At 62.6% G+C, this 18,647-nt stretch carries 17 protein-coding genes and 1 pseudogene; 8 read left to right on the top strand and 10 right to left on the bottom strand.

Annotation, left to right across the window (positions count from 1 at the left end; genetic code table 11):
• Positions 1–364 precede the first annotated feature (364 nt).
• The 8 genes from CWO89_RS05335 to CWO89_RS05300 form a co-directional block, all read right to left on the bottom strand.
• Positions 365–2,581 carry a helix-turn-helix domain-containing protein gene (locus CWO89_RS05335; protein ID WP_130577588.1) on the bottom strand — a complete coding sequence of 739 codons (2,217 nt, stop codon included), beginning with the start codon at positions 2,579–2,581 and terminating at the stop codon, positions 365–367.
• Between the two features lie 148 nt (positions 2,582–2,729).
• Positions 2,730–3,773 carry an alcohol dehydrogenase catalytic domain-containing protein gene (locus CWO89_RS05330; protein ID WP_130577587.1) on the bottom strand — a complete coding sequence of 348 codons (1,044 nt, stop codon included), beginning with the start codon at positions 3,771–3,773 and terminating at the stop codon, positions 2,730–2,732.
• Position 3,774: 1 nt separating this feature from the next.
• The gene (locus CWO89_RS05325; protein WP_130577586.1) at positions 3,775–5,034 is read right to left on the bottom strand and encodes a malate dehydrogenase; all 1,260 of its coding nucleotides are present in this window, start codon (positions 5,032–5,034) and stop codon (positions 3,775–3,777) included.
• Positions 5,031–5,648, bottom strand: coding sequence for a hypothetical protein (locus CWO89_RS05320; RefSeq protein WP_130577585.1), 618 nt, complete (start codon positions 5,646–5,648; stop codon positions 5,031–5,033). Before CWO89_RS05320 ends, CWO89_RS05325 begins: the two co-directional genes overlap by 4 nt.
• A gap of 3 nt (positions 5,649–5,651) precedes the next feature.
• A complete protein-coding gene (eutJ, locus tag CWO89_RS05315) occupies positions 5,652–6,485 on the bottom strand; it encodes an ethanolamine utilization protein EutJ (protein ID WP_130577584.1) in 834 nt (277 codons plus the stop codon).
• Between the two features lie 2 nt (positions 6,486–6,487).
• Positions 6,488–7,897: an aldehyde dehydrogenase family protein gene (locus CWO89_RS05310; RefSeq protein ID WP_207234403.1), complete on the bottom strand. Its 1,410-nt coding sequence runs from the start codon at positions 7,895–7,897 to the stop codon at positions 6,488–6,490.
• Between the two features lie 35 nt (positions 7,898–7,932).
• Positions 7,933–8,232: a BMC domain-containing protein gene (locus CWO89_RS05305; protein ID WP_130577583.1), complete on the bottom strand. Its 300-nt coding sequence runs from the start codon at positions 8,230–8,232 to the stop codon at positions 7,933–7,935.
• Between the two features lie 58 nt (positions 8,233–8,290).
• The gene (locus CWO89_RS05300; RefSeq protein WP_130577582.1) at positions 8,291–8,602 is read right to left on the bottom strand and encodes a EutN/CcmL family microcompartment protein; all 312 of its coding nucleotides are present in this window, start codon (positions 8,600–8,602) and stop codon (positions 8,291–8,293) included.
• A gap of 211 nt (positions 8,603–8,813) precedes the next feature.
• Between CWO89_RS05300 and CWO89_RS46825 the strand changes: the two genes are divergently transcribed.
• The 8 genes and pseudogenes from CWO89_RS46825 (at position 8,814) to CWO89_RS05265 (ending at position 16,135) form a co-directional block, all read left to right on the top strand.
• Positions 8,814–9,413 (top strand): hypothetical protein, encoded by a 600-nt coding sequence (locus CWO89_RS46825; protein WP_207234402.1) that lies wholly within the window; start codon positions 8,814–8,816, stop codon positions 9,411–9,413.
• A pseudogene (locus CWO89_RS46820) lies at positions 9,341–9,835 on the top strand (DUF7064 domain-containing protein); the annotation flags it as partial. The gene CWO89_RS46825 and the pseudogene CWO89_RS46820, both read left to right, overlap by 73 nt.
• Positions 9,832–10,809, top strand: a complete 978-nt coding sequence (locus CWO89_RS05290) for an HAD family hydrolase (protein WP_207234400.1) — start codon at positions 9,832–9,834, stop codon at positions 10,807–10,809. The pseudogene CWO89_RS46820 and the gene CWO89_RS05290, both read left to right, overlap by 4 nt.
• A gap of 37 nt (positions 10,810–10,846) precedes the next feature.
• Positions 10,847–11,263, top strand: a complete 417-nt coding sequence (locus tag CWO89_RS05285; protein ID WP_130577580.1) for a PEP-utilizing enzyme — start codon at positions 10,847–10,849, stop codon at positions 11,261–11,263.
• A gap of 37 nt (positions 11,264–11,300) precedes the next feature.
• Positions 11,301–12,710, top strand: coding sequence for a hypothetical protein (locus CWO89_RS05280; protein WP_130577579.1), 1,410 nt, complete (start codon positions 11,301–11,303; stop codon positions 12,708–12,710).
• A gap of 69 nt (positions 12,711–12,779) precedes the next feature.
• The gene (locus CWO89_RS05275) at positions 12,780–13,352 is read left to right on the top strand and encodes a hypothetical protein (protein WP_130577578.1); all 573 of its coding nucleotides are present in this window, start codon (positions 12,780–12,782) and stop codon (positions 13,350–13,352) included.
• Positions 13,352–15,847, top strand: coding sequence for a pyruvate, phosphate dikinase (locus tag CWO89_RS05270; protein ID WP_165421011.1), 2,496 nt, complete (start codon positions 13,352–13,354; stop codon positions 15,845–15,847). Before CWO89_RS05275 ends, CWO89_RS05270 begins: the two co-directional genes overlap by 1 nt.
• A 3-nt stretch (positions 15,848–15,850) precedes the next feature.
• Positions 15,851–16,135: a BMC domain-containing protein gene (locus tag CWO89_RS05265; RefSeq protein WP_130577576.1), complete on the top strand. Its 285-nt coding sequence runs from the start codon at positions 15,851–15,853 to the stop codon at positions 16,133–16,135.
• Between the two features lie 43 nt (positions 16,136–16,178).
• Here the strand turns inward: CWO89_RS05265 and CWO89_RS49070 are convergent, their stop codons facing one another.
• The gene (locus CWO89_RS49070) at positions 16,179–17,498 is read right to left on the bottom strand and encodes a phosphoribosyltransferase family protein (protein ID WP_349644862.1); all 1,320 of its coding nucleotides are present in this window, start codon (positions 17,496–17,498) and stop codon (positions 16,179–16,181) included.
• A gap of 218 nt (positions 17,499–17,716) precedes the next feature.
• A complete protein-coding gene (locus CWO89_RS05250) occupies positions 17,717–18,619 on the bottom strand; it encodes a LysR family transcriptional regulator (RefSeq protein ID WP_130577575.1) in 903 nt (300 codons plus the stop codon).
• Positions 18,620–18,647 lie beyond the last annotated feature (28 nt).

The following is an 18,647-nucleotide window of genomic DNA, read 5'->3' as shown; positions in this document are numbered from 1 at the left end:
GCAGTTACAGCCGTAACGATGATGGTCTGCGCTGCCGCAAGCCATTGACGAATTTATTGAAATCGAACTCCGCAAGCAGGGCTTGCGGCGAGCGGAGGGGCTCGGCCGGGACCAGCCATATCCGCCGCCGATGGCTGCATATTGAAGCAATATTTGTTTTTGCCCGGCGTCCCGAGCATTTGTCCTCGCAACATTGGCGGGTAGGCCGGCGGCGGCCTGCGCTTTTTTGGAAAGGGCAATTCGATGCCAAAGCTCATTTACCGCGTCGTCTCCCCATGTGGCGCCCTCGGATAAGGCTACCCGAAGGAGCCGCTGCAGGCGGCCGTGAAGGGGGCGTCGATGCCATCATTTGCGGCCGGCTAGATCAGGCGGTCAGGTCGTTCATCCGCAGCGCGAGATAGAGAAGGACCCGCTGCTCATGTGCAGCGAGCTTCAGACCTGTCACGCGCTCGATCTTGTCGAGCCGATAGGCAACGGTTTTCTGGTGAGTTCGCAGTTCCTTCGCTGCCGCCTGCTGAGAACAATTGCATGCAAAGAACACGCGCAAGGTCTGCAACAGGGTCTCGCGTTGCGGGCTCTTCTCCTTCAGCAATTCTCCCAGGGTCTCGCTGACGAATCCCTGGAAATCGGTTCCGTCGCGGATGCTCATCAACAGTCCGGCAACTCCGACGTCGTCGTAATCGATGACCGTGGCCTTGCGGCTCTGACAGGCGACGTCGAGTGCAATGCGCGCGTCCTTCCAGGCGGCTGGCATCGACATCGGGTCGGAACAGCTCCGGCTCAGGCCGATGCGCGCGATCGATCCGGGGACGCGGCGCATGATCTCGGCAATGAGGCTCTGGGCAAAATCGCGGGCCCGTACGGCTTCGCAGGTGGAAATGACGATCGCAAGCTCGTTTCCACGCAGTCCCGATAGCTTTGCAATGTGGCGCACAGGCAGATTGTTCGGCGCCTCGGCAACGGAACGGCGGCGGCCCTCGATTTCTCCGCCGGTCAGGACGCCGGATTGGTCAGGCTTGTCGAGCCCGTCGATGCGACAAACGGCGACGCAATATTCCGCCGGAATCTCGGCGTTCAACTCCTTCGCCCGCTGCAGGGCCAACTGCCGCAGATGGTCCGCTCCCTCCAGCAGATCCCAGGTCAGCGTGGCAAGCTTGTCGCTCAGCGCGCGGGCGGCGGCTCTTTCCTTGGTTTGATGGAGCGCGGCAGTCACGCACAGCTCGGTGATGGCGAGTTGCGCGCTTTCGTCTTCGATCTGCGGATCGATCAGAACGGCCCAACCCAACTGTTCCGATCCGGCGGTTATGCTCTGAAAGGCGAAGCGCAGCGGCCCTGCGGAGAGCGTTCTGTATCTGGTTTCCGAGCCCCTGTTCTGCGAGATTCCGATGCGGATGGCGTGGAGCACGCCTTCTCCGGCGGACAATTCGGGATGGCAGGCCCGCACATCGAGGTGCTTGTCGAGCAGAAGCACGGGAGTGCGGAGGTGTTCGTGCGCGCGTTGCGCAATTTCGGACAGACCGCCGCCATTGAGGAGCGTGAAGATAAGGCTTTCCTGCAGGTCGGCGGAATTGCGGATCACGTCGTACCGCTGCTGCAGTTCCGCGTGGGCTTCCTTCAGTTTCTGAGCCGCCAGCTCGCGCGCTTCTAGCAGGGCCGCGTTCTCGATCGCCAGCGAAGCGAGATTGGCGAGCGTAGCGAGCTCCGCCGTATGCTGCGGCGTAAATGTCGACGGCTTGCGCCGCCAGACTTCGAGAACGCCGATCACCTGATCCTGGGACATAAGGGGGACTGCAAGCGCGGAACGGACACGTTCGGCGCGCGCAAGGCTCATGAAGTCGCGGCTGATGATTTCGCTTTGAACGTAGTCCTCGATCGAGCAGGGCTGGCGGGTCTCGAGGACGCGGCCGCCGACACCTTGTCCGGCTTTCATGCTCAGCGACGCGGTCTCTGCTGCCAGATTGCCGGTGCAGCGCTTCATCACCAGCGCATCGTCCTCCAGCAGCATGATGCCGCAGATATCCGCGGAGAGGCGGGCCTTCGCCTCGTGGGTGATCTGCAGAAAGATCTCCTGGAGGTTTCTGCTCTTCAGGATCTTGTTTGCCACGCGCTGAAAGACGCGGATCGCTTCTAGCTTGTCGGGGTTGCCGTGCTGGCTCTCGCTCGATGCGATCGCGAGCCTGAGGACGCGGGATAAAGTCGCGGCGCTGCCGTGCAGCGCAGCCGGATTGTTGATGCCCTCGACCAGAAGGGCGACGCTGCCGACCTGGACCGGGACGAAAACGGAATCGTCGAAATGGACGATATCCGCCAACGCATCCGGCAAGCTCTCGATCAGGGCTTCGTCGGCGCCATCATTGAGCTTCTCCCACTCGCGCCAGGCACCGGCCGAGCGGACGAGAAGCCGGACATCGCGGGCGGCGAGGAGGTTGCGAAACAGGATGCGCGCCTCGGCAAAGAGTGCCTGAGGGCCGCGATCGGCTGCGTTGGCGAGCGTGACGATCGCCTGTCGCAACGGCTCGAGCGCAAGGTCCGGATGATCCGCAAGCGCTTCCCTTTGCGCGAAATGCGCGGTCCTGCTCATGGACACTCCTCCCGCGCGGCCCAGAATCCGACACTGCAACTGTTCGTCGTTGTCGCGAACCTTGTCTTGTGCGATGCAGTATAGCTGCCGCTTCTGGAAGCTTGCTCTGGTTGGCCCAATTTGGCAACCGGGGCAGGGCTGATCTCAATCAGATCCGGGGATCGATCACGGCTTTCATGATCCCCTGCGCCTTGAGATCGGCATAGGCCTGGGCCGCGCCGGCAAATCCAATCCTGCGATCCACCACCACCGTGGGATCGAGAACGCCCGTCGTGATCAGCGACAGCAGGCGCGAACGGAGACGGATGGAATCGCCTATGGCGAAGCTCAGCGTCAGCTCATTGGCAAAGCTCTTTGCGAGGGGAAATGACCAGCCTTCGGCTGCATGCGCGCCGACCGAGATGATGCGACCGCGCTTCCGCACCAGGTCGAATCCGACAGACAAGGCGGCGGTGTTGCCTACGGCCTCGACGACCACGTCGACACCTTCTCCATCGGTCAAGCGGGCGACCAGTGCGGAGGCCTGTTCCGGAGTGGCGGCGAGGCTGCCATTGGCGCGGGCGAATGCGCGTCGTACCTTGCTCGGCTCGATCACGATGACGGCGCCGGCTCCCGCGGCTTGCGCCGACAGGGCCGCAAGCTGACCAACCGTCCCGCCGCCGATGATGGCGACGGTCTCACCCGGCAGGAGGCCGCTGCGCTCGACCGCCGCCCAACCCGTCGCCAGGTTGTCGCCGAGCAGGATCGCCGCCTCGTCGGAGCAGCCTTTGGATAAGAGTCCAAGTGTGGTCTCGGCATGCGGCACGCGAACGATTTCCGCCTGCGCACCGGCGAGGGGAGGCCCAAAGGAAGTTCCCGTGCCGAAGAACGCCCTTTCCCGACATTCCCAATGGTCGCCCCGGTTGCACCAATGGCAGTGGCCGCAGGCGGTGAAGTCGGACGACGTGACGCGGTCACCGATTTTGAACCGTGTGACGGCGCTGCCGACGGCAATGACTTCGCCGACGAATTCATGGCCGATGATCGCGCCGGGTTGAATGCCCGCAAAATCGCCGGCGATGACGTGCAGATCGGTGCCGCAGATGCCGGCCAGATCGACCCGGACCAGCGCATCGTCAGGAGCTTCCAGCCGCGGAGGCGGCACGTCCCGGACGGCGATGGTTCCCGGTCCCTGATAGACAACGGCGCGCATGTCAGCCCAGTTCGGAAATGCGTTTGGCAATGCTTCGCGCGGCCTCCGCGAGGGCCGCCTGTTCATCGGGCCTGAGCGGCAGCTTCACGATCTCCTTCACGCCATTGGCGTCGAGGCGGACCGGAAGACCGATCCGCGTATCCGCCACGCCATATGCGCCTCCTGATTGCACGCACGCGGCGATCAAGGAGCTGCCGCCTCGCACCATGGCCGCCACCATCGAGGCCGCCGACTCCGCTGGCGAAAAATAGGCGCTTCCCTTCTGAAGCAGCTTGACGACCTCGGCGCCGGAGTCCCGCGCGCGCTCGACGATGGCGGCGAGACGATCCTTGGCGATCAGTTCCTCGAGCGGACGCCCGTTCGCGGTCGCAAGGCTCAAGGGAATGACCATTTCGGCGCCATGGCTGCCGAGTGCGATGGCGTTGACATCCTGCGGCTTGGCAACGCGCTCCAGCGCGATCAGGGAACAGAAGCGCGCACTGTCGAGCACCCCTGCCATCCCGATGACTCGGTTGGAGGGAAACCCCGTCCGCTTCGCCATCAGGTGGGTCATCTCCTCCAACGGGTTGGTCACGACGACCACCACCGAATTGGGCGCATGGCGCCGGATGCCATCTGCGACACCACCGACGATTTCCGCGTTCACGCCGGTCAGATCGGTTCGGCTCATGCCCGGCTGACGGGGACGGCCGGCGGTCATGACGACGTAGCTGACGCCCTCGAGTGCGGACAGCTCGGTGCTGCCTTCGATCCGGGTGGTAAATCCGCGCAAGCCAGCGCTGTGCCACATGTCGAGCGCAAGTCCGGCGGCGAGCCCCGGGATGATATCGACAAGCACGACGCGCGAGAAAAGCGAGGTCTCCGCGAGCCGCAGCGCCGTCATGGCGCCGACGTGACCTGCGCCGATCACCGCAGCGCGGGGTCGGTTTTCCTGAGCAGCGTCTTCAAGGTTGTCCCGAACCCGCATCTTTGTTGGTACCGGCGCGCCGCGACGATACAGCGCGCCCGATAGGGCGCCTGGTTGAATTGAGTTCCCGCCAACTGGCGATTTGGTTGCAGGCGTCGGCTTTACCGATCCTTGAACGATTGGGCGCAAAGGCAGCGGAGCCTGTGCTGCAGCCTCCTTTGCGACACCAGCCCGCTCGATCCGAACGTTCAGCTCCTTGGCGCGATCGGCTGCCAGCGGCGTGAGAACGTCTCTCGCGGCAATGACGAGAACGCCATTGGCCTTCTCCACGTCAGAAACCGAAATGACGCTCATGTCTTGGCTCCCAACTCCTCGAGCGAGCCAACCGCTGCCTTGGCTGCGATTTCGACCTCGCTCTCGGTGCCGGAAATGAACAGTCGGCCAAAACGCCCGACCGCGCGGACTTCAATCAGGCTGATGTTGGCGGCTTTCTCGGCTTCGTTCCCGGCGAGCGTCACATAGGCGGCCGGCGTCGCTTCAAGGACGAAGAGACTGGACCTTGGCAGCAGCAGATTGCCCTTCCGCCATTTGTTGATGAGCTGCGCCTGGTAGGGGTTCACATTGGTGACGAATTGCGACGAGGCGATCGTAGGCCGCACACGGTCTTCCTCCTTGAGGCCAAGATAGTCGAGGACCGCTTGGCCAGCCGCCAGCACTTCCGATTGCGTGCTGGAATGAATTTCCAGCAGGCCAAATTCGCGTTCGATGATCTGGAGGGCAGGGCGGACATCCGCTGCCTTCAGCGCAACGTCCGCGCAGCGGAAGATCTCATTGCCCGGCGCCACTTCGATGAAGAGCTCGGACATGCCCGCGACCGGCACGTCTCCCTGACATGTGGAGGCGACGTGAGCGGCAGCCTGTGGCTGCATGCTGTCGATGAAGGCGTAAGTGCGCAGTTGAAAATCCATCAGTCAGCTCATTGCGATTCCGAAGGGGGTTACGAGTTCCGAGTGCGGGTAGGCCCAGGCCTTGATTCCGCTGAAAGCGGTAACGATCGATGCCGCGTGAGGCACCCGGACGGCTCCGCCTGCAAGGTGGATCGATTGAACGGGATGCTCGCCGATCTGGCGAACGATCGAACTCGCGATCCGCTCGATGCCCGGTCGCAGGATGTGTGAGTAATCGTGATCGCCGCGGCGCTTTCGTTCTTCGGCTTCTTCTATCGATATGCCGAGGGCACCGGCCAAGATCAGGTCCAGATGATATCCCCCGCCGGGCTCATCATCGAGCGCGATGATCGTGCCGTTCATCACGACGCCGACGCCAGTCGAACCGCCGCCCACATCCACGATCGCGCCCTCTGTCAACTGGAGCAGGGCCTGCGCCGCGGTAACCTCGTCGACCAATTGTCGGCAGGTGATGCCGGCGTTCTCAAGGACGTAGCGGCAGGCCCTCGCCTCGGCCGGTGGCACGCCCGGTGGAAACGCCGTCGCCGCCGCGGCAATCTCCCGATCCAGCGCGGCCGTTGCGGTGGCCTTGAGTTGCTTCACGGCAGCAACCGCGTCGCCGAAATTGACAACGACACCGTCGCGCACGGCCTGGCAGGGCAGGCTGTCCCAATAGGCCGGTCGCCCTTGCCGGTCGACGGCCGTCAGGACGATCGTCGCGGTCCCGAGGTCTATTCCGAAAGACAGCGTTGCATCCGAATCGCAAGCCGGACTGCGAAAGGTCGTCGCAGCCGCTTCAAGAAACGCGGTTGCCTCCACGCTGGCAGTCACTTGCGATGATGTCGTGCGCGCGAGCATGCTCAAAGCCCCATGTTCGCCTGATACAGCGAGCGCCACGGGCGCACTTCGTGAGCGATGCGCTTGATGTTGATGAGATGGAGCGGGGTCACATTGTCGGAGACGATCGAGCCGCTCCAGGTGCCCGTGCCCAGCATGAAAGACGGATCGGTTGCGCAGCTATAGCCCATGCCGCCGAACAGCGTCGGCGTATTGATGACGATGCGGCCCGCTGGGAGCGCGGACAGGGTGGCGATCACCTGATCGTCCTCGCAGTGAAGACCAAGCGTGTGGCCTTCGCCACCAAAAGCGAGAATTTGCCGGCACCGTTCAAAGGCCGCAGCAACGTCTGCCGTCCGGTAGAACGACAAAACAGGGCCGAGGATCTCGCGCGAGAGAGGTGTCTGCGGTCCCACCTCGGTCAGTTGGGCACCGAGCACCCTGCAGTCGCCGGGAACGTTGAGACCGATCCTTCGCGCCAGTTCCTGGGCGGAAAGGCCCACGGCCTCCGGCCTGAGTTCGCCCTTCTCGGTGAAGATGACGTCCGCAAGCCGTCGCTGATCAGGTGCGCTGAGGAAGAACGTTCCCTGCGCTGCGAAAGCGGCGATTGCGGCATCCGCAATCGGTTCGTCGAGCACGATGGATTGCTCGGCGACGCACGCGGTGCCATTGTCGAAGGATTTCGACGTGATCGCCATCAGCGCGGCTTCTTTCACGTCCTTGACCGACCGATGGATATAAACCGGCACATTGCCGGCGCCGACCGCAAATGTCGGCTTGCCGCTGGAATAGGCCGCGCGCACCATTCCCGGACCGCCGGTCGCCAGCACGACCGAGACGTCGGGGTGTCGCATGAGCTCACCCGTCGACTGGATGGTCGGGAGCGAGAGACAGGAAATCAGGCCCTTCGGCGCGCCGGCCTTGACCGCCGCCTCCGCCATGACTTCCGCCGCGCGCACGCAGCTACGGATAGCACGGGGATGGGGCGCGCACACGATCGCATTGCCTGACTTTACGGCCGCCAGGCATTTGAAGAGCACGGTCGAGGTCGGATTGGTGACTGGGATGATGGCCGCGATCACGCCCATCGGCGACCCGATGGCCGTCATGCGGTTGACTTCGTCTACCCACAAGACTCCAATGGTCCGCATCGAGAGCATGGAAGCGGCGACGAACTTGGTATTGTAGAGGTTCTTGAGGATCTTGTCCTCGTAGACGCCAAACCCGGTCTCATCGACCGCCAGTCGCGCGAGTTCCTGGGCGGCCGCGGTGCCGGCCTCCGCCATTGCCCGAACGATGTTGTCGATTTTCTCCTGGTCTACTCCGGCAAATGCTCGGAACGCCGATCGCGCCTGACGCGCTTTGCTGCGCGCGTCCGCCAAACCCGCCAAATCGGAATCAAGATCCACTGCCACGCCCATCGGCTCGCTCATGCCTTCGAATTTCGAGGTTCAAACTGACGATGCGCTCACCCCTTGCCGAGGATTCCCTCCACGTCCTCATGCGGCCGCGGAATGACGTGAACGGAAACCACTTCGCCGACCTTGCCCGCGGCTGCCGCGCCTGCATCGGTGGCGGCCTTCACGGCGCCGACGTCGCCTCTGACCATGACGGTCACGAGCCCGCCGCCGATCTGCTCGCGCCCGATCAGCCTCACATTGGCTGCCTTGACCATCGCGTCGGCCGCCTCGATGGCGCCCACAAGGCCCTTGGTCTCGATCAGGCCCAGAGCGCCTCTCGGCTGACCCGTTGTCGGCGTGTTGTTCATCTGTGTTTCTCCTCGTTGCTTGGGTTGAGTGCGGTGTCTCGACAGGCGCCTTTGCCGGTCAGGCTTTCGAATAGGCATTGCGGCTGCCGATCTGGACGGTATCGATGACCGCGATGATGGCGGCGTCGGTCGGAACCTCAGTGGCGTCCAGGACGCGCGCGGCGCTTCCGGTCGTGACGAGCACGACCTCGCCCTCGCCGGCGCCTACCAGATCAATCGCGACGTAATTCTTGGCGGCTTGGGCAGCTCCTTGGGCAGCCGCCGGCTCCTCGCCAAAAGCGAGAGGCGTTACGATAAGCAACTTGTAGGAGTTCAGGCCGGACGACTTGATTGTCGAAACCACCGTCCCGACCACACGCCCGATTTCCATACCACACTCCCTAGATCGATATCGCCAGCGTTCAATCGCCGTCGTTTTCCGGATTGTAGGAGCGCATCGTCCTGAGCGTCATTCTCCCGGGCGGATAAAAAGACGCCGGGCGATTTATCTTGCGGGACCATGGCAACGCCTTCACTAAATGAAGAAGATGACGGTGCTCGCAGAAGGCGCCGCCAAGAGCGCCTGCTAGGGAGAAACAAAAATGATCCAAGACGAAGACGTCCATTTCCACAAAGCGGACGCTGGCGTCCCGAACTGGGCGGAGACCAACTTCTTCGGCTTCTTCAATGCTGAGGCCACGCTAAATGTGGGCGTCTATGCCCTGTTTCGTCCAAATCTTGGGATCGTCAGCTCCACGATCTGCATGAATTCGGGATTTGCCAACACGCCCTGGGAGGCGGACTTCTGCGATCTGCGGGCCTCGATCCCAATCCCCGAACCGCGTGACCTCAGCGATTTCTCGCTCGAGAACTCGCTGCGCATCAAGTGCCTCCGCCCGAACATGGACTGGCACATTGGATACGACGATGGCGAGGGAACGACGATCGATGTCGAGTATCGGTCGATCATGCTTCCCTTTGATATCCATGATCCCGTCATGGACCCGATGAAGGCGAAGGCGCTGAAGGAGGCTGAACAGGGCGCAAATTTGCGTGGGGTACGGCCTACAACGGTCATTTCGACCAGACCGGACATTTCAAGGGCAAAGTCGCGGTCCGCGGCAAATCGTTCCCGATCGATTGTATCTCAACGATGGATCATAGCTGGGGCCCTCGTCCCGAGCGCGGCGCACCCAACATGAGCTGGCTGCACGCGCACTTCTCGCGGGATCTGGCCTTTCACGCCATCTTCAGCTTCGACCCAAAGACCAACGGGCGCGAATTGTCGCTCGCCCATGGCTACGTCGTAGAGAAGGGCAGGGTCTTCGGACTGAAGGCCGCGCACGGCACGACGAAGAGATCGCGCGACCGCTACGCGGACGAGGTCGATCTCGTCCTTGTCGATAGCAGCGATCGGGAATGGAGGTTGCGCGGCAAGGGATTGACCAGCTTTCCCTGGCAATGCTGGCCCAACATGGTGTCGTTCAATGCGCTGGCGCAATGGACCTGCGACAGCCTCACCGGCTACGGGGAAATCCAGGACTTCTTCGAGATGCCGCAGCTCACCGCGTTGAATTCCGAACCCGCGACGCGGGTTCGTGCTGGCGTGGCGGCATTGCCATGAGCGTGCGGGCCGTCCTTTTCGATCTCGACGGAACGCTGGTCCAGACCAGGGAAGCCTCATGGCGTGTGTTTGCGAAGACGAACGCGGCGCTTGCGCTCGGCATCAACACGCAGGCCGAGTTCTTTCGTCTGCTCGAAGACAACATGTTTCATGGCTTGCAGAAGCATTGCGGCGACGACAGACGGGCCAACGAAGCCGCCCAACATTTTCTCGAACTGCTGCAGCGTGAATACAATCCCGACCTCGTGCCGGGGATGGCCGACGTCATACGCGCGTTCGCCGGAAGCTGCTCCCTTGCGGTCATCTCGTCGAATTCCGTGGCGACGATCCGGCGCATCCTGGATCGGGAAAACCTCACGCACTGCTTCTCGCACGTCTTCGGCGGCGACGTCGAACAGGACAAGCGTGCATGCGTGAGACGTTTCCTGTCCGACCGGTCGTACATGGTCAACAGGAATTGCTCGCCGGCCTATCGCGAAGGCCACGAGCCGGAAGCGCCGAGCGCCGACCAGATCGCCCTGATCACCGATACTGTCGGCGATATCAGGCATGCGGTCGAATGCGGGATAAGGGCCATCGGCGTCGCCTGGGGGATGCATGCCGAACAGCAGTTGCTCGCGGCCGGAGCGGAGTTCGTTGCGGTGTGGCCGCAGGAGCTCGTTGCGCACCTTCTGCCCGGGGGCTTTGCCTCGAGTAGCTGCTCGATTGCGCCCGCCGCTGAGGCAGGTTCGATTACCCCTTGCTCCGGCTGTAGCTGCGGTTGCCAGGACAACGATGTGGCCGATGCCGCGGCTGAGCGCAGGCGGCGGAGGATGGCGGCAACCGCCATGCTCGATCAACGCGTGAGCTGCGGCATCGACAGACCTCGCGAGGAAGAGAATGTCGGCGCTCCGGTGGGCAGCGGCGCCGTCGACAAGATTCTTCTGGCCAGTTTACGCCGTCTGCAGGGCGGTGGCCGACCAGCGCTGCGATGACCGGGTTTCCAACGATAGCAACAGAGGGAGGAGTTTAATGAGCTATATCGCGGAAGGGTACAACAGCTTCGAGACCAAGAAAACGCCGTCCGGAATCGTGAAGTATCTTCCAGACCCGAAGTCCGTCATTGCGCTGATCCAGAGCGGAAAGCTGAAAGAGCACATCCTGCTGGTCCAGGGTGGAACGACGACCTTCCTTGCGCCGGCGCTGAGCTTGGGCTCCATCGGCGTGATCACGATGTCCGGTGCGCCGGAATCTCATCTCGGAATCCTGTCCCGCGAATTCCAGATGCCTTGCGTCATGACGGCCTACCTCACCGGCAGCGAGTCCCGCTACGTCACCGGCGGCAACAACGATGCCCACTTCGCAGCGATCATCAAGGCACTCGAAGGCAAGAAGGTGCAGTTGCATTGCGAAGACAGGGAAACGGGGCGCGTCGCTGTCATCGCCTGACTGCCCAATAAACAAATCTCAGTCGAGGAGGAAACGGATGTCTACCTACAAGGACCGCTACAAGTCGGCCGACGACGGTCTGCGATTTCAGGATCTGGTGTATCAGGGCAATTTTAGGGGTATGGACCCCGTGCCCGACGGCATCCTGGGCGATAAGATCCTGCGACAGCGCGCCAAGAGCAAGGTGCTGGAGAAGGTAAGCAAGGAAGACGTGCTCAGGGACCAGTTCACGGTCGACGAGCTGAATGATTTGAACAACTATCTCGCCTGGAACATCTGGGACGTGCTGGTGATGCGCGCCACCGAAGGTGTCTCGGGCATGATACCTCGTCAGGAATACGAGATCTTGGCCTTCATGCACGAATTCTATCGCTGGCCGGAAATCCTGGAGATGACGACCAACGAGATCGGCGCGCAAGGCGTCATGAATATCGGGGCGACGGCGAGACGAGAGATCGGCACCAAGGTGAACTGCGTCCACGACTGGTGCATCGGCGCGGTCGGTTTCGGAATGGGGCGCTGCGGCCTGCTCGCGCTGGAGGCCATTCAGCCGCAGGATTACGTCCGCGAAAGCAACATCATCCTCAAGTTCATGCAGCGCATTCTCTGGGGCAAGCGCCAGGACGGCTATATCCTGAACTCCCAGGATCGCTATCGCTGCCGAATCCATGAGAAGGATATCCTGGACCAACTGACCGGGCAGATCGAGTATTTCGACCCGGGCAGCGACACGCATGATGCGCTGGTGCGGTTCAATGCGGCCGCGGAACTGCTTTCGTTCCTGGATCACTATGATTGCCGCCTGGGACTGGGCGATACCGGTCCCTACGAGCTTCCGGACGGCAAGATCATGATCATCCGCGACCTCTTCACCAACGAGGAGGTCTATGACTGGAGCGACGTCTGCGACCACGAGAACGTGCCGCACTGCTACTCGCTGTGCCTCGTGATCGATCCGGACAAGATGGGTCTCTCGGAGATCCGGGTGAACGACATCTCCACCACGTTCACGCGTCCGAAGAACTACATCGAGCACATCATCGGCGGCGCGGTCTTTGTTCGCGAGAAATGGGACACGCCGATGGGTGAGGTATATCCCGTCAAGATCTCCGAGCTGGAGAAGCGGCTTGAGGGAATCCAGCAGGCGACATTCAAGCTCTATACGAAGTTCGCCCGCATGTCGCGGCGCACGCTGATCACCAACGGGCTGTACGTGTACTATATCGACATGATCCTGCCGCATCTTCGCCTGGCCGGGACCTACGACAAAGCCTGCAAGGACTACGAGTTCTGGGAGATCGACCAGCGCATATCGAACTACTACTATGACATCGTGAAACGTGGCTTTGCGCAGGCGACGGTGCCGCAGAAGATCTTCTCGGGCGAGGGATATCTTCCCTTCCCTGATAATGTGAGCCTGACCAGATCGAAGTATTTCTGGAAATAGCGCTCAAAGCACAGGGACGGGCGAGGCGCGCTTTGCCTCGTTCGTCCTTCGCAGTCGACCGGACAGGTAATGAAAGATCTCAACGAACAAGACTTTATCGTGCTCAATGGCGTCCATCTGAAGAAGATGGCAACCGCCGAGGAAATCGCAGATGCGGTCGGGCTCGACGTTTCGACAGTCGAATCGGTGCTTGGCGCGGCAGCCGGCACCGACTTCTTAATGATCGCCGACGGAAGGCACCTGCTCTTGCCGGAGGGGACGAGTGCGGTCCACGACTATTACCGGACAGCCTATGAGGCGATGCGTTCCAACCAGGTCGTTCTTGCATGGTACGAGCGCTTCGAGACCGTCAACGAACAGTTCATCAAGCAGGTGAGCGAGTGGCAATCAGCCGACGGCGACGAACGCATTCAATCGCGTCTGATCAGGACGGTGGAGCGCCTGACCAAGAACCTGCAGGAGCTCATTCCGCTGATTCCCAGATATGAGAACTACGTCAGCCGGTTCGGCAACAGCGTCGCCAGGGTCGACCACGGCGAGAAGGATTTCGTCTGCAAGCCGACGATCGACTCCGTTCACAATATCTGGTTCGAATTCCACGAGGATATCCTCTCGGTCATTGGGCGCCCACGGGATACATGATGCAATTGCGTGTGATGGCGAATGTGATGGATGACAGCTTCGTTCGGGAAGTGACGGACAGGGACGTCGAGGACGCGCTGCGGTTCGGAGGCAAGGCAAGCGGGCTGGCAAAGATGGCGCGTGCGGGAATACCCATTCCTCCCGCGTTCGTCATTGGCGTCGATGGCTTCCATCAGTTTCGGACCAATGGCGGAAAGATCGACCAACGCCTCCTATCCGAGATCCACGATGCGATCCGCGCTCTGGAAAACCAGTCTGGCCGTTCATTTGCCGGCAGAGTTCATCCCTTGCTCGTCTCGGTCCGCTCTGGGGCGCCGGTCAGCATGCCCGGAATGATGGATACCGTTCTCAATCTCGGGCTGACATCCGCGTCGGCGTTCGCGCTCGCGGGCGGTCCCGGAGGAAGCGGCTTTGCGCTCGACACCTGGCTGCGGTTCTGGCGGATGTTCGCCGACATCGTGTTGGGGATCGATCCATCCGAGCTGATGCAGTCCGTGAAAGACGCGGAGTCTATGGCGCGGAACGATCTCACGCTTGCCTCCTTCGAGAACCTGGAACGCTGCATTCTCGATCAGATTGAATCGGCAGGTGAGACGGCGAGCGCCGATCCGTGCCGGCAACTCGAGCAAGCCGTGGAAGCCGTCTTCCGGTCCTGGGATAGCGCGCGGGCGAAGGCTTACCGGAAGCACCATGGAATCTCCGATGATCTCGGCACCGCGGTGACGGTTCAGGCCATGGTCTTCGGAAATGCGGATGAAAACTCCGGGTCTGGCGTGGCGTTCACCCGCAATCCGAACGATGGCAACAAAGCCCTTTATGGCGAGTATCTCATCGGCCGGCAGGGAGAAGACCTGGTATCTGGAACGCATACGCCGATCGATCTGTCCGAAGCGAGCGCGCTTGACGCCGGCCTGCGGCAAGCCTTCGAGCGGCACAGTGAGACACTCGAACGGCTCTATGCGGATGCCGTGGACATCGAATTCACGGTCGAATCCGGACAGCTATATTTCCTGCAGGTGAGACCAGCGAAGCGAACCGCGGCCGCCGCTATCAGGATAGCGGAGGATCTGGTTGCGGAAGGAGTCATTGAGAGACAGGCGGCGCTGGCGCGGATTACGTCTGAGCAGGTCAGAAAGGTGTCGCGACCGTCTTTCGACGAGGCGGATCTCGCAAAGGCCGCCTTGCTGACGCAGGGACTCGGGTCGTCGCCAGGACACGCCCACGGGGCCGTTATCCTTGACGCCGATCGCGCGGCCGACAGGGCCTTGGCCGGTGAGGCCGTCATTCTCCTGCGTCCGACGACGAGCCCGCAGGACATCAGGGGAATGCTTGCCGCGGGCGGGATCATCACTGCGCGAGGCGGGGCGCTCAGTCATGCCGCCGTGGTTTCCCGCGCGCTCGACCGGCCCTGCATTGTCGGTTGCGACGCCATCGATATCGACCTCAAGCGCAAGACGTTCTCGATCGCCGGCCGGACCTACCATGAGGGCGATCAAGTCTCGATGGATGGAAGCACCGGAAAGGTGTTTGCGGGTGCGGTCAAGCTGAAGGCTGCCGGCGCGGGCCTGCCCGCCCTCAGGCGCATTCTTGAATGGGCGGATGAGAGGTCCGAAGCGTCGGTCTGGATCTCGCCCAAATCGAGCGACGAACTGATCGAATCGACTGAGGCGGGTGTCCCGAGCGGCAGCGTCGTCAGCGTGACCGACCTCATCATTGCGAATGGCCGCATCGGCCGATTTGTCGAATTGACGGTTGCCGCCGGTCCGCCTAATCCGCCGCGCGGCATAGCGGAGGAGATCCGTGCGATCGTGTGCGAGGCCTGTGCCCCGGCGCTTGCGGGAGCTTCGGGACGCGTGCTGCAGTTTCGGCTGCCCCGCGTGAGCTCGGACCGCGCGCGGCGCTTGATCGAGAATTGGCAGGAGCTGCCGCCGGGCTTCTTCCTGCCTCTCGGCTCCATGACCTATCTGCGCGCGATTCTGCTGGGAATATCGGCCGCGGCAGAAAGGGCCAGGCACGAAGGCGCTGCCGTGCTGATCGGCGGCATCTCAGCTTGCTCGGAATTTGCGACTTTCCAGCGCGAAGCCGAACAGGCGGGGCTGCGTGCGGGCGCCATGATCCAGAACGTGATGGCGCTTGACGACATCGTTCAGATCACGGAGACCGGCGCGCCGATCTGGGTCGACGCCGGGGATATCGTCCGCACGGTGTGTGGTCTCCCGATTGAAGTGCAGCAATCGTTGGATGTGCTGGACCAGTACGCGAACGAAAAGCTCATTCGAGCGAATCCTTTCCGGCGCCTTCCGCCCTATGTGGCGAACCTGCTGTCGGCAGCCGCCATGGCTGCAGAGCGGGGCGCTTCCTTAGGGATTGAGGGCAGCACAGTGCCGCCTGAACTGCTGGTCGAGCTTCATCGCATCGGATTCCGCCGCTTCTCGGTCCCGGTAGGACGGCGCGACGAAGTCCGCTTTTCGCTCGGACGCTTGCAGAAGGAGTAAGCCATGGCGTTGCAGGCTCTTGGTTTGGTCGAGACGCGAGGATTGGTGGCCGCCATCCAGGCCGCCGACGCCATGGTCAAGGCGGCCAATGTCAAGCTCGTCACCCGGCAGCAGCCTGGCGGCGGGCTCATATCGATCATCGTGCAGGGTGACGTTGGAGCGGTGAAGGCCGCCGTCGATGCCGGCGCGGCGGCTGCGAGCCAGATCGGAAAGGTCGTTTCCACACATGTCATCCCGCGTCCACACGACGGGATGGAGGATATCCTGGAGAGACCACCGGTTCGATAGGGCGCACCTTTCCTGAACTTGACGGCACGCCCGATACGGACGCTCACGCACGGCCGCCATTTCCCTTGGCGCGGCGCAGCAGCTCCACCACTTCCCGATCCGAGATCTGGTTGAAATCCCGGTAGTGCATGCCGACTGCGAAGAACGACTCAGGAGTCATCAGGCAAATGATGTCGTCCGCCTCCGCCTTCAGGCTCACAAGCGTTTCGGTCGGAGCGACCGGCACCGCGAGCACGAGCCGGCGCGCACCTGCCCTGGAGAGCGCCTTGAGCACGGCCCTCATCGTTCCACCGGTCGCGATGCCGTCGTCGATCACGATCACGGTGCGGCCGGCAATGTCGACGGGTGGCTCGCTGTCGCGATAGAGGCGCCGCCGCCGCTCGATCTCGGCGAGCTGGCGGGATGTCTCCGCCTTGAGATAGCCCGCGCCAGGCTCGATGGCGCGAACGATCTCGTCGTTCATCACCACCTGCGGCTTGGGACCGTCGACCACCGCGCCGAGTCCGAGCTCTTGATGACCGGGCGCACCGATCTTGCGTACCAGCACGACATCGAGCGGCGCGTTCAGCGCCTGCGCGACCTCGAATGCGACCGGCACGCCGCCGCGCGGCAGTGCCAGCACCACCGGGTTGTCGTTCTTGAACTTCATGAGCGTCGGCACGAGCCGGCGTCCGGCCTCGCGCCGGTCGGCGAAAATGCGCTCGTCGCAGGTTCCCGTCAGCGGCGATGACAGGAAACGGCGGAACCAGCGTTTGGCATGCTCGATGACCTCCTCGAGCGCGCCGGGCTCTTCAAACAAATGACTGGCTCGCGGCACGACGACCAAATCCTTCTCGCAGGAAAGCGCGGCGAAGGCCGCTCGGTTGAGCGGAATGACCGGCAGGTCGGCGCCGCCCACGATCAACAGCGTCGGCGCGGTGACGGCGCGCAGCGCCTCGCCGGCGAGATCGGGCCGTCCGCCGCGCGAGACCACTGCGCCGACATTCTGTCGTTCGGCGGCGGCGACAAGTGCGGCCGCGGCCCCCGTGCTTGCGCCGAAATAGCCGACGGGAAGGGTTGCGAATTCGGGCCTGGCACGAACCCAGTCCGAGGCCTCGGCGAGGCGTGACGCCAGCAGACCGATATCGAAAACGTTGCCGCGGTTGCGGTCTTCCTGCTCGCTGAGGAGATCGAGCAGCAGGGTGGCAAAACCAGCCTCGCGCAAGCCCGCGGCCACCTGATTGTTGCGCGGGCTGTTGCGGCCGCTGCCGCTGCCATGCGCGAAGATCACGATGGCAGTCGCGCCCTCGGGCGCGTCCAGTATGCCGGCGAGATGATGCGGACCGATGTTGACGTCGCTGATCTGCGCTCGTCCGCCCGTCATGATCAGTCCTCGGCAGGAGAAAGGGCCACGCTGCGTTCCCTCTGCGACTGTAACTCAGGCCGGAGGTGGATGTTCCTCCGCATCCCATGTGCCGCTGTCGGTGAGAATCTCTCACCGCCACTCGGCGCAGCGAGGGAAGCACCAAGAAGGATCGGCCGACATTCCGCGGAAAACCTCCCTCGCTCCCCTTTTCAGCCGCCTTCATGGGAAGAGCGCGCTCACGTGATACCCTCGACAGCGCGCAGCGCGGGTACCACGAAGTCGATGAAGGCGCGCACTGCAGGTCTTAGGAAGCGCGACGTCGGATAAGCGACGTAGAGTTCGCTCGCTCGAATCTCGTACTGCGGCAGCACCTGCACCAGACGTCGCGCACGCAGTTCTTCCGTCACCAATGGAAGCTGTACCGGACCCAGGCCGCGGCCCGCCAGCAAGGCCGCAATAAGGACCCGTGCGTTGTTGGTCTTCAGCACGGGCTGGACTGGCACTTCGATGGTTCTGGCGCCGTTGGAGAGCGTCAGTGTTCCTCGACGAGATAGCACCGCGTCAGTGACAACGAGCGCATGGTCCGTCAGTGCCTGGCAGCGCCGGACCGGTCCATGCTCTGCTATGTACTCAGGTGTCGCAACCAGGATGCGCTTGATGAGGCCCACCTTGCGCAGGACGGTACTTTGGTCCATCGGGCGTCCGATGCGAACCGCCAGGTCAATGTCTTCATGCACGAGGTCGGCCGCCCTGTTTTCCAGCGTGAGGTCGATCGATACGGTCGGGTGCTGCTTTTGGAAGTCCATGACGATGCGGTGCAGATGGCTTTCACCAAGGCAGACAGGGCCGTGAATGCGCAGCTTGCCACCGACTTCGCCCATATCACGGCGTACCATCTCCACCGCCGCATCGATGGCTGCCAGAGAGGTTCCGCCTGCTTCATAGAGCATCAGGCCTTGCGGGGTTGGGCGCACCGCGCGCGCGGTCCGCTCGAGCAGGCGCGCACCGGCGTGCTGCTCAAGGTTACGCAACAGCTTGCTCACCGCGGGCTGTGAGACGCCCAGGTCACGGGCAGCGGCGGTGATGGAGCCGCGCTCGACAGTGCGCACGAAAGCACGAAGGGCGGCGGTCAGATCCATTCATAACACCTGGTTATGCAGATCATTC

It is taken from the genome of Bradyrhizobium sp. Leo170 (assembly GCF_004296405.1).
GTDB lineage: Bacteria > Pseudomonadota > Alphaproteobacteria > Rhizobiales > Xanthobacteraceae > Bradyrhizobium.
This window is presented reverse-complemented; position numbering and strand designations above follow the sequence as displayed.